The organism is Roseobacter phycocola (assembly GCF_042055075.2).
Taxonomy (GTDB): Bacteria; Pseudomonadota; Alphaproteobacteria; order Rhodobacterales; family Rhodobacteraceae; genus Roseobacter.
Genome location: NZ_CP194010.1, coordinates 557069 through 568316 on the forward strand (window position 1 = coordinate 557069; position 11248 = coordinate 568316).

Sequence of the window (11248 nt, forward strand, 5' to 3'; positions counted from 1 at the left end):
AGATGGAACGCAGCGTAACAGTCCTTGGGGCAGGGATCGTCGGGATCTGCACGGCCCTGTCGCTGGCCGAGCGCGGGGTGCGGGTCCGGGTGATTGACCGGTCTGATCCGGGGCAGGAGACATCCTTTGGCAACGCAGGCGTTATTTCGCCGTGGTCTATCATTCCGCAGTCACTGCCCGGGACGTGGCGGCAGATCCCTCAGCTCATGTGGGGCCGTTACCGGCCGCTGTCGGTCCGGCTTCAGACCTGGCCTGCTATGATCCCCTGGGGTCTGCGGTTCCTGCGACGGGGAACGGAGCAGAAGGTGAGAGAAGCGGCAGATGCGATGGAGCATCTGTGCGGGCCCGGCATTGAACTCTACCGTCGACATCTTGAGGGAACAGGGGGCGAGAACCTTGTGGCCGACAGTATGTATGTGCATGCATTCCGCGATGGCAGCCGGGCCAGTCTGCGCTCGCTGGACTATGCCATCCGGTCCGAAAAGGGGGCGGAGCTTGAGCTGATCGGCCAGGACGAACTGCGCCGCACAGAACCTGCACTGCACCCGGAATTTCAGGCGGCTGTCCTTGTCAAAGGGCAGGCCCGGGCGCTGTCTCCCGGGCACATCGGGACGGTGCTCGCAGACAAGGCCCGGCGCCTTGGGGTGACCTTCGTCCGCGATAGCATTCAACGGCTTGAGGCAAAGGATGGCGGCTGGCAGGTGGTCTGCGACGGCCAGACCTTCGAATGTCCGGATGTGGTGGTTGCGATGGGGGCCTGGAGTGCGGCGTTGCTGGACCCGCTGGGCCTGAAGATGCCGCTGATGGCCGAACGGGGATACCATGTAGAGTTTCCACAGCCGGGCATCACCCTCAATAACTCGGTGATGGATGTGGACGCCAAGTTCGTGGCCAGCTCAATGGAAGACGGGCTGCGTGTCGCGGGACAGGCCGAATTCGGGCCGGTGGATGCGCCACCAGCCCCCCGCAGGAAAGACCAGCTCGTTCGGCAGGCACGGCAAACATTTCCGGATATTGACCTGTCAGCGCCGCGTTTCTGGATGGGGCGGCGCCCTTCCTTCCCCGACAGCCTGCCGGCGCTGGGCGGGGTCAAGGGGCGTCAGGGCCTGTATCTGAACTTTGGTCATTCCCATTACGGGCTGATGATGGCGCCCCGTTCCGGTGAACTGGTCTCTGATCTGGTGACCGGACGCATGCCAAACGCGAATTTCCCCCAGATCAGCCCGGAAAGGTTCGCCTGACAGCGAACCACCTGTCATGAGACCGCAGCATCGACAGCTGTGTCAGGCGGCACCCGCACGACAAAGGCAGCTTGCCCGGATCGGGACATCCGCGCGCGCAAGGGCCTGATCCAGTTGCTGACCGATATGCAAAATCTCAGAGGTTTCACCGCGCCTCGAGAGGCATTCGTGCAAACCATGCAGCGCCCAGACGTTCCGGGGGTTCTGGCTCGGGCGCGGCAGTTTGTTATCAAGCCCGAGGTCGGCACGATAGACGGCCTCTGCCTCGTCAAACTGCCCCGCCTCCATCAGCAGCGCACCAAGTGCATGCCGGGTGGGCTGCGGCCAGGCCCAGGGCTCTTCGTACATCAGCCCGTCATCCAGCCGGACAGCCGCCCGCAGGTGTTCGAGGCCCGCGTCACGCTGACCGGATTTGAAGGCCACTTCACCCAGCATCATCTGCTCAGCCACAGCCAGGACATCCCGCGCGCTGTTGTTGAACAGCATCCGTTCCTCGGGAACGTCGGCATAGGCGGCGTGAAAAGCGTCTGCGGCCTGTGCGGCCTCATTGTGACGGCCCAGATTGGCAAGCGCTACAGCGCGCGCATAAAGGATCAGAGCGTTCGTTGTCGTATACAGCTCTTTGTCCGTGGGCTGTTCGAGGGTCAGCGCCTCTTCCCACATGCCGAACCGGATGTAGACATGCGGTTTGGCCGCGACAAAGGTCTCAAACAGATCAGGATAGACGCGGACAACTTCGTCCGGTACTTCCGCAACCAGCCGTGCTGCGACATCCAGCGCCGCCGCTTTCTGTCCAAGGAACATAGCGCCATAGAGGGCAAAGTGAAGATTGTGAATTCTGTAGAGCGCATAGAAATTAGCGGGTCCGGCATAGGTGCGGAACTTTTCGTCGACGTCAGACGCCGCCAGATTTCTGGACAGAACATTCTGATAATCACCGCACAGAACGTCGATATGTGATCCCATGTGCACAAGGTGACCGGCATCCGGCACCAGACCGTTGAGCCGGTCGCCGTGCCGCAGCGCGCGTTCCGGGAAGGGCGACATTTCCATCAGGTGAATATACATGTGCAGCAGGCCCGGATGATCCCATGCGCCGGGGGTCTGCGCAAAAGCGCGCTCCAGTACAGCCTTTGCTTCTTCGGTAGATGCCTCCGGGTTCGGGATGCCCTTCCAGTAGTCCCAGAGTTTCCATGGCGTGCGGTTCATCAGCGCTTCCGCATAGATACACGCCACATCCGGATCGTCCGGAGACGCGTCATACACAGGCTTCATGGCGGCGGCAAAACCGTCATTAAAAGGCTGAAAATCCTCGATCTCCGGATCGGTCGGATATCGCAGAGCGAGCGCGTCCAGCAACGCTTTTTCCTGAGGCGTGGCGCTGGCAATGCTGCGGCCTTTTCGCAGGACATCATGGGCCCGCGCCAGAGCAGGCGCTTTTTCTTCAGGCGAAAAAACTTCCCAGGGCTTGTTGTAGTTGGGGCCGATCCCGTAGGCGATGCCCCAGCAGGCCAGCGCGCAGGCAGGGTCAGCGGCAAGCGCCTTTTCAAAGCAAACCACAGCCTCTTCGTGGTTGTATGCGTAGAGCCAGATCAACCCTCTGTCTGACCAGCGCTGGGCTTCCGGATCTCCGCTTGCGGGACGTGAATAGTTTCCCAGGTCAAAATAGTCAGTCATTTTCCCACCCCCTTCAGTCAGCATCAGCCTATAGCAACTGTCGAAGATTCTGAACGGAAAGTGCGGGCAGGGGCTCTGCTGGCCGTCCTGCGGGGCCGGCCAACGGTCCCGCAGTGTAGTATGGGTATCAGATATCCCGCGTCAGAAGGAGCACATCTCCGGTGTAGTACGGCTGGCAGGGGTGTTGCCGGACCGGGGCTGCGTCAACCTGCGCATATCCCAGACGCCCATAAAGCCGTGTGGCACCGGTATTCTGGCCATACACCTGAATGCTCATGCGGTCGTATCCTGCGCCGCGTGCCAGCTCCTCTGCATGACGCATCAGCAGTGTTCCCGCGCCGGTACCGCGATACCCGGGCAGAACAGCCAGGGCATTAACGTACCATGTGCCGACCGATCCTTTTTCAAGCGCGACAAAGGGAGCGATCGGATCGGGCAGATCATCCGGGTCATCCTCCGGTGCTGCGTCAATCGGGTAACTCAGGACCATACCGATGGTCTGACCGGACAGGGTGGCGACAACTGCATTCCTGTAGGAAAATCCGCCGCTGGGCCGTTTTGCCCGTTCTGTGCCGATATCCAGAGGGGTCTGGTTGCCTTCCGCCGATTTCTGCCAGAGCCAGGAAGGAATACCTTCGCCCGCAATATCGATCAGCCTGGCCAGCTGAGGCGCGTCGTCAACAGTGGCTGGCCGGAGCCGGAAATCTTCTTCAGTCATTTTCGTATCTCATTCATTCAATCAGTCTGTGTGACCGGCCCTGCAGGATAGAGCCGGTCTAAAAGGTGCTGCATCAATACCCGGAAGCAGTGCCGACGGGTCCTCCGGAATCCCACTCTTCCGTGGCAACCAATGCCGGCGTCTGTGTTTCTGACGTAACCTGTAATGTGGTTTCATGCTCTGCGCCTGCAGCAGCCAGTGACAGCGCCACGGTTGCTACTGCAAGACCAGCGGGAATGTATCTGAACATATTTTACTCTTTCTGTTGTCCGGAAATCAGGCGAACGTCATGCTGCGTTCCTGGTCGGCGATACAGCCGACATGACGATGATCGGTGCCACAGCACCCGCCAATGACCCTCAGGGCTGGCAGCATCCCCATGAGATCGCCGTTGAGTTGCCCGAGTTCCACCGGATTGCCGTCGTCCAGCGTTTCGGCTTCGTCCAGTTCTGCATGGCTCATGCGCGATGCATTGGAGCGGATGCCGCCGATCCGCCCGAGCCAGTCACCGCCCGCTGCGAGCACTCTGCGGAAATGGTCCGGGTGGGCGCAGTTAATCATGTAATAAAGCGGCGCTGCGCCTGTTTCGCGATCCACCTGATCAATGGCGTCGGACAATGCCTGACCGGATGGCAGATGCCCGTCGGTTTCCAGCGTGAAGGCAACAACGGCCGGGACATTGTGTTTTTGGGCAGCGCGCGCGATGCCGGTGGCTTCTTCGGCGTGTGTCAGCGTCATCGCGCTGATCAGGTCCGCCCCGGCCTCGCCAAGAACAGAGATCTGAGGGGCGTGGATTTCAAATGCTTCATCTGCAGAAAGTACCGTATCGGGCGCGTAAGCATCACCGGCGGGGCCAACCAGACCGTTGATCAGAATTGGCAGACGCAGGGTTTCATGACGGGCTCTTATGGCCATGACAAAACTGACAGCGCGCCGGTTGGTTTCAAGTATTTCCTCCGTGGTCTGGCCCAGCGGGCCGGCCCATGCTGTGCCCGCCCGCCATGTCGGCGCATCCAGAATGAAACCACGGTGACTGCGTGCAGCGATACGGATGTACTTTTCAAAATAGGAGGCAAGATCACGCCGGCCGGCCTCGCTGTCGAGCAGCACGGCTGCAGAAAAGCACGGCAGATCGTATCCTTTGTCAAAAATCATGTAAGTCTCCAGCCCGCCGTCAGAAAGGTAGAAGCGGTCAGAGCCGATAAAATGTTGAATTCGCATAACTCGTTCCTTTACGAAGAATGACCGATGACTACAGCGGGCGGATGCACTGCGAAAGTTGTCCGGTGGTGCAGCTTGCCTGATGCGAATTCTGTTTTGAGTTTAACGGCTTGCGGGGTAGGGTCGCGCGGGTGAAATGGCACGGTGGGGTGTCAACTGTACTCATGGTCCAGTAGCGGAGGGTGAGATGGCGGAGAAGCCGGATACAAGATCGCGAATCCTTGATATTGCCGAGGCTGCGGTGCTCGAAAAAGGCTTCGAGGCAACATCGATTGAAGAAATCGTGGCAGGAGCCGAGATTTCACGGGGCGGTTTTTTCTATCATTTTCCTGACAAGAATGCGCTCGCCCGCGCGATGCTCGAAAGGTATATCGATACTGAAAACCAACTTTATGATGACCTCTTTGCCAGGGCGCGCGAACTGAACGACGATCCGCTGCACTGCATGCTGATCGGCCTGCGGCTTCTTGCGGAAATGCTTGAAGAAATGCCAACCGGCCATCCGGGGTGTGTCATCGCGTCAACGGCCTATCAGGACCGTCTCTTTGACGAAGGCGTGCGTGAGCTGAACCGCCAGGCCATCCTTGGCTGGCGACGCCGCTTCCGCGGGATGTTTGAGGATATCGCCGAGCTCTATGAACCCCGAGAGGCCGTGAACATGGATGCGCTGGGCGATATGGTGTCCGGCGTCGTCGAAGGCGGGCTGGTGCTCCAGCGTGCCCTGCGTGAAAACAACAATGCGTCGGAACAGATCATGCTTTTCCGGACCTACCTGAAACTGCTGTTTGCCCCCCGTACAGCCTAGCCTGTCCGGCACATGGCTGTGGCTTCCTGACCATGGCGCAACAGTTCCCGCAGAACGTTTATTGCGCAGACGCCCCGGCAGGTATTAACAATAGTTTCGGGGGGAGCAGATTTGGACGTCATCAGCCTTACGACAGAAATGGCCGTTGTGCTCGGCCTTCTGGCTTTCACCGTTTTTCTCTTTGTTTCCGAAATCGTCCGCATAGATTTCGCCGCGATTCTGGTCATGGTTCTGCTGGGGCTTCTCAGTCAGCTGCCAGGGCTTGGCACGCTGGCCGATGTGAGCCAGCTATTTGATGGCCTGGCATCCAATGCGGTGGTCTCGATCATTGCGGTGATGATCATTGGTGCGGGTCTCGACAAAACCGGTCTGATGAGCCGGGTTGCCTCCCTTATTCTGAAACATGGCGGCAAGACCGAGACCCGGATTATCCCGATTGTGTCAGGCACGGTTGGTGTGATTTCCTCCTTTATGCAGAATGTTGGCGCGGCGGCGCTTTTTCTGCCGGTGGTCAGCCGGATTTCTGTCCGCACCGAGCTGCCGCTCAGCCGGCTGCTGATGCCTATGGGTTTTTGCGCCATTCTGGGGGGCACGCTCACGATGGTGGGGTCGTCGCCGCTCATTCTGCTGAATGACCTGCTGATCAGCGCCAACCAGACGCTGCCTGCGGATCAGCAGATGCAGCCCTTTGGCCTGTTCTCTGTCACCCCTGTCGGTATCTGCCTGGTGCTGACGGGCATCCTCTATTTCACGCTGCTGGGCCGGTGGGTGCTGCCCGCGGGCAAAAAGGCCGGAGACGGGACCAGTGGTCAGTCCCTCAAGGATTACCTGAAGAACATTTATGGTCTCAAAACAGATATTTTCGAGATCACAATCCCTGCCGGTCATCCCTGCGAGGGGGAGACGTTCGACGATGTGATGCAACGGTATCACGTCTACATCATCGGCAGCGCATATCAGGGCAAACGCTGGTTTGCACCGGTCATCCAGACCCAGATCACAGCGCCCTGCCGGGTTGCTGTCCTCGGGCGCCGCAAAGTGATCGAACAGATGGTCAATGAAGGTGGTTATATTCTGCACAATGATCTTGAGGTCTTCGCCGAAGACTATGCAGCCACCAAGTCGGGCGTGGCCGAAATGGTCGTGCCACCGGGATCATCCGTCATTGGCAAATGCGCCCATGATCTCGTTTTCCGCAAAACCTATGGTGCGAGCCTGCTGGCGATCCACCGTGACGAAGAGACCATGAGCTATGTCGAAACCGAGGATCACGCGCCGACCCTGGTGGGCGAGGAGCCATTCCACGCAGGCGACACACTGGTCATTCACAGCACCTGGGAAGCGCTGACCCGTCTGACCCGGGACCGCGACTTTGTGGTTGTCACAACCGATTTCCCGCAGGAAGAGCTGCGCCCCAAAAAGGTTGGCTGGGCCCTGCTGTTCTTCGCCATTTCCCTGACGCTGATCCTTTTTACAGACCTTCGTCTGTCGCTTTGCCTGCTGACCGGGGCGGTCGGGATGATCCTGACAGGCGTGCTGGACATCGACGACGCCTATGAGGCTGTGAGCTGGAGCACGGTTTTCCTGCTGGCCAGCCTCATACCACTGGGGCAGGCAGTACAGACGACCGGCACAGCAGCCTGGATTGCGCAACAGATTCTCATGCTGCTGGATGGCTGGCCGATCTGGTCACTGCAGGCAGGGGTCGCTGTGCTTGCAACCATCTTCACGCTGATCATGTCCAACGTCGGGGCCACGGTACTGCTTGTTCCGCTCGCGGTGTCCATCGCCGCCGCAGCCGGTGGGGATCCTGCGATTTTCGCGCTGACCGTGGCGATATCGACCTCGAACTCCTTTCTGATCCCGACCCACCAGGTGAACGCCCTGATCATGGGACCCGCCGGGTATCGTGTGACCGATTTCATCAAAAGCGGTGGCATTATGACGATCCTGTTTCTGGTCGTCTCGCTGTTTGTCATGAGCGTGGTTTTCTGAGTTTCAGCACGCCGCAGGTAGGCGCAACGCGTGTTTCCGGGGGCGGGTCGGTCCTGCGGATCTGGCGCATTTTGTTGCTGGTTAAATGCACCTTAAAGGAGAGTCGCAACATCCTGAATTCGGGAGGTTTTTCACCGCATGTTGCGGGCGGGAAATGCAGTGGTTTGCACGCTTCAGCCCGTTTTGCGGGAGCGCGGCACACCGAGTTCTGCATAGTGTTCTGAAATTAATGGGAAAAAATTATTGAATGCGTGCTGCTGAGACTGTGAATACACGCAGGGGTTACGTTTGTTAACTTTCTCTGTTGCGGAATCGCGGGTCACGGTGCTAGCTTCACATTATCGTGATAGTTGAATTGCAGGGCGGCGGCAGACTTTTTTCTGGCGTGGCCTGACACAGAAAGCGGGCAGGTTTTTGCCCGTGCCGGATATATTTTGTCGTTTGGATCAGGGAGTAGGGTGGTGACTTCCGCAGAAAACTCAGATGCAGCCGCGATGGCCGCAATGCAGCCCGATATTCAGCAACAGGCACTCGCGGCCTACACCGAAGCACTGGCTGCCGCACTGGCGCCGCTTGATGGCAGGTACCGGGATGCCCTTACCCGGCTGACCGAAGTGCAGCAGAACTACATGGCCGAGCTCGGAGCGCGGATCAATGCAGCCTACCAGGGCTACGCTGACAGTGTTTCTTCGATATATGCGGGCAGCCCAGCGCTGGAGCCAGCCGCGGAGGCCTACAATTCCTTTGCCATGCTGTACGGTCAGTTTGCTGATCCCGCCCGCTGGGCGGCGGTGATTGCACCGGCTCAGGAAAAGCTGGGTGCCGCAGTGACCGCTGCTTCATCAGAGGCTGATCCTGCTGCCGCGATGCAGGCCGCGGTGGAGACCTTCTACGCCGAAATCAACGACGTTTTGGCCTCTGACACGCTTTCGGCCGATCTGACGGATGCTCAGGCGAAATATGCAGAACTCGCTGGTGCGTTGCAGGACCAGATCAGCCAGGGCTGGCAACAGGCCGTAAGCACGCTGAGCGACGGTATTGCGCGGGCGACAGAAGAGACATCTGCGGCTTTCGACCTCAACGCTGCTGTTGCTGATTTCAGCACTGAGGTTGGTGCGATCGGCGAGGAGATGGCCGGTGCCTACAGGGACGCTGCCGAGAAAGCGACGTCAGTTCTGCAGGATGGGTTTCCGATGTCAGCACCGGCGCCGATGGCTGCTGCGGCCCCGACAGAATTCCGCTCCTCAGCAACGGTGGCACGGGAGGCAACGACCAGCCCTGCGCCGGCACCCAGGCCGGTGGCTGCCACGCCACCGCCGCCCCGTGCTGCACCCGATGCGGCAGCAGCGAACAAGACCATGGCAGCCAGGACCGCCTCGATGCCGCGTGCCAGCTGGGTCAATGTGCCTGAACCAGCAGCCGATGACGCTGGCAAAAAGCCTGAGAAGGGAAAACGCGGATCCGGTGCGAAACGCACGGGCACGCGCAAGGCCGCTGCGCCGAAAAGCGGAACGCGGGCGAAAAGCACGCGCTCTGGTGCGTCATCGCGCGGAAAGAAGACGGACACCAAGAAGGACGGGTAACAGGGCCGGAGGCCCGGTAGTGTGGGAGTAATTGCGTGTCGGCGTCGCTGGAACAGATCCTCTTCAACCACAATGCTCTGGACAAACGCGGCAGTGCGCTGACGCTTCGGGTTGACTATGATGAGGCGCTTGCGGGGCCGGAGTGGTCGCGCCAGCCGGGGCGTCCGCCGGTCGAACTGCCGATCGCCTATGCGGCGCGGGCCATTGATCCGCAATCACTCGGTGTCTTTGCAAACTTCTCGTGGAACGGTCTGCCGCCTGAACGTCTTGAGGTTCAGGCAATACCTGCGCGTCCGAGACGGTCGCCTGCCGATCCGCGTACCGCGTTTCTGCGTGCGCTGGCCGAGAGCTGGGCGTCCATCTCTCCCCAGCTGTCTCAGTTTTATGCCTCAGTTGCGGATGCGGCCGAGGAAACCTCCCCCATCCTGGGACGTATTGCGCCAACGCCTGTCAGCATCGGCCCGGACGGAGAGAGCGGCGCGGTTTTCCTGAAAATCAGTGGAGATGTGCTGCGCGCAAGTGCTGTCGGCATTCATGAAATCGCCTGGCGGTGGCAGTACCGAACGGCCTCTGCACCGCGCTGGCAGGACTTTGACACGTCGTTTCACCGGATATTCACAACACTGGACCTGCCCGTGGCACCCTGGCTGCAGGAACCGGCGGAAATCTGGAACAGCGCGCTGCCATGGTCAAAAGCGCTGGAACTTGCCTGCACTTGGGCTGCGGGTGCCCGGTTGCGCCGGGATATCTCGGCGCTGATCTGTGCAGGCGTCTACGGTATGGGCGAGACGCAGGTCGAATACGGATGCCCCGTCGGTGCGCGTGAGATGTATACCAATACGCCCGTGGGCATTTTTGACCTCACCGCCTTTATCGAACGGGCAGAAGGGGGGCTTGGGAACGGCCCTTACGTGAACTGTACTGATTGTGCCTGCGCGGTTTCCACTTTTGCCAACCTTCTGGGGGCGGAACTCTGGCAGGGCCGGATGGGTCAGTATGTGCCGGCCTTTATGCTGCGCGACAGCCAGACGATCGGGCACAGTTCATGGGGCAGCCCCTGCAATCTTGGGCTTGGCTTCATGTTCCACGAGGTTGGCTGGAGCGGAGAATGTCGTGAGAACGACGAGATCTATGATGCCTCTGTGGTGGTTGACGGCAATCTGTCACCCTTTGCGCATCTGCCATTCGCACTGCTGCCTGCAGGGATCCCGTTCGGCAGTGTCTGGCAGACGCAGTACCGCCGCATGCTGGCGGCCCCGGAATCCCTGCTGGTTTGTCATCCGCGGCCTTTTGAGCGCAGGAGGCGCGCGCTGATATGAATGACAGCGATTTTCAGGCCACTTCCAAAGAACAGATGGATGCCGTCGGTCAGGCCATGACAGACGATGCCTACACGGCCGCGCAGGATCGCGCCATCTACATCCGGAATTTCGGTTTTCGGGCGGACATGCTGCCGGGCTGGACCTTCTCGCGTGCCCGCGAGATCGATACCGGGCGTGGGGTCAGGCTGATTCAGGCCAATGCACAGGCAGCCGATGGCCAGGGCATGGCACGGATCGAAATTCTGGAAACCGCAGACGCCGGAGAAGGACGCGCGCTGTTCTTGGAAACTCTGGCCCGTTTTCAGCGCGATCCGTCGTCAATTCTGAGAGTGCCGCCGCGCTTTGGTGAGGCCGAGGCCGCACCGGCTGCGGGAACCTTTGTATATCTGCGTGGCAACCTTGTTGTGACGGTGACCAGCATCGGGGCACAGGCCCTGGTAGCGGAGGAGGTGGCCGAGGCGCTGGACAATGCCGTCTGTGAGAAACCTGCAAGTGCTGAAACGGCGCCGGCCGATGCGGAGCCGGACGGGCGTCCGATGATCAAGACATTTGTGCAGCGTGACCGCCGGGGCGGCGAGAGCAGCGAAGCTTTTGTCATCGCGCCGGATGGCAGCGCCCACCGCATGTCTGACGCCGGGGATCCGGACAGCGGGAGCAGCTGACCACAAGGAAAGGACCACAAAGCA

The 11248-nt window shown here is 60.0% G+C and carries 10 protein-coding genes; 6 read left to right on the top strand and 4 right to left on the bottom strand.

What is annotated here, in order from left to right; translation table 11 throughout:
- The first annotated feature begins 2 nt into the window (after positions 1 to 2).
- The gene (locus AB4K19_RS02915) at positions 3 to 1241 is read left to right on the top strand and encodes an NAD(P)/FAD-dependent oxidoreductase (RefSeq protein WP_436398977.1); all 1239 of its coding nucleotides are present in this window, start codon (positions 3 to 5) and stop codon (positions 1239 to 1241) included.
- Between the two features lie 42 nt (positions 1242 to 1283).
- Here the strand turns inward: AB4K19_RS02915 and AB4K19_RS02920 are convergent, their stop codons facing one another.
- The 4 genes from AB4K19_RS02920 to AB4K19_RS02935 form a co-directional block, all read right to left on the bottom strand.
- Positions 1284 to 2918 (bottom strand): hypothetical protein, encoded by a 1635-nt coding sequence (locus AB4K19_RS02920; protein WP_436398979.1) that lies wholly within the window; start codon positions 2916 to 2918, stop codon positions 1284 to 1286.
- Positions 2919 to 3045: 127 nt separating this feature from the next.
- Positions 3046 to 3636 (bottom strand): GNAT family N-acetyltransferase, encoded by a 591-nt coding sequence (locus AB4K19_RS02925; protein ID WP_375230449.1) that lies wholly within the window; start codon positions 3634 to 3636, stop codon positions 3046 to 3048.
- A gap of 73 nt (positions 3637 to 3709) precedes the next feature.
- Positions 3710 to 3886 (bottom strand): hypothetical protein, encoded by a 177-nt coding sequence (locus tag AB4K19_RS02930; protein WP_375230450.1) that lies wholly within the window; start codon positions 3884 to 3886, stop codon positions 3710 to 3712.
- A 26-nt stretch (positions 3887 to 3912) separates the two neighbouring features.
- A complete protein-coding gene (locus tag AB4K19_RS02935; RefSeq protein WP_375230451.1) occupies positions 3913 to 4857 on the bottom strand; it encodes a homocysteine S-methyltransferase family protein in 945 nt (314 codons plus the stop codon).
- Between the two features lie 187 nt (positions 4858 to 5044).
- Here AB4K19_RS02935 and AB4K19_RS02940 point away from each other — a divergent pair, with 187 nt between their 5' ends.
- The 5 genes from AB4K19_RS02940 (at position 5045) to AB4K19_RS02960 (ending at position 11224) form a co-directional block, all read left to right on the top strand.
- Positions 5045 to 5662 (top strand): TetR/AcrR family transcriptional regulator, encoded by a 618-nt coding sequence (locus tag AB4K19_RS02940; protein ID WP_375230452.1) that lies wholly within the window; start codon positions 5045 to 5047, stop codon positions 5660 to 5662.
- A gap of 111 nt (positions 5663 to 5773) precedes the next feature.
- Entirely contained in the window at positions 5774 to 7657 is a 1884-nt protein-coding gene (locus AB4K19_RS02945) for an SLC13 family permease (protein ID WP_436398981.1), read from the top strand.
- A gap of 461 nt (positions 7658 to 8118) precedes the next feature.
- Positions 8119 to 9240, top strand: coding sequence for a hypothetical protein (locus AB4K19_RS02950; protein WP_436398983.1), 1122 nt, complete (start codon positions 8119 to 8121; stop codon positions 9238 to 9240).
- 35 nt (positions 9241 to 9275) lie between these two features.
- Positions 9276 to 10559 (top strand): hypothetical protein, encoded by a 1284-nt coding sequence (locus AB4K19_RS02955; protein WP_436398985.1) that lies wholly within the window; start codon positions 9276 to 9278, stop codon positions 10557 to 10559.
- Positions 10556 to 11224, top strand: coding sequence for a hypothetical protein (locus tag AB4K19_RS02960; protein WP_436398986.1), 669 nt, complete (start codon positions 10556 to 10558; stop codon positions 11222 to 11224). The genes AB4K19_RS02955 and AB4K19_RS02960 overlap by 4 nt, the downstream gene beginning before the upstream one ends.
- Positions 11225 to 11248 lie beyond the last annotated feature (24 nt).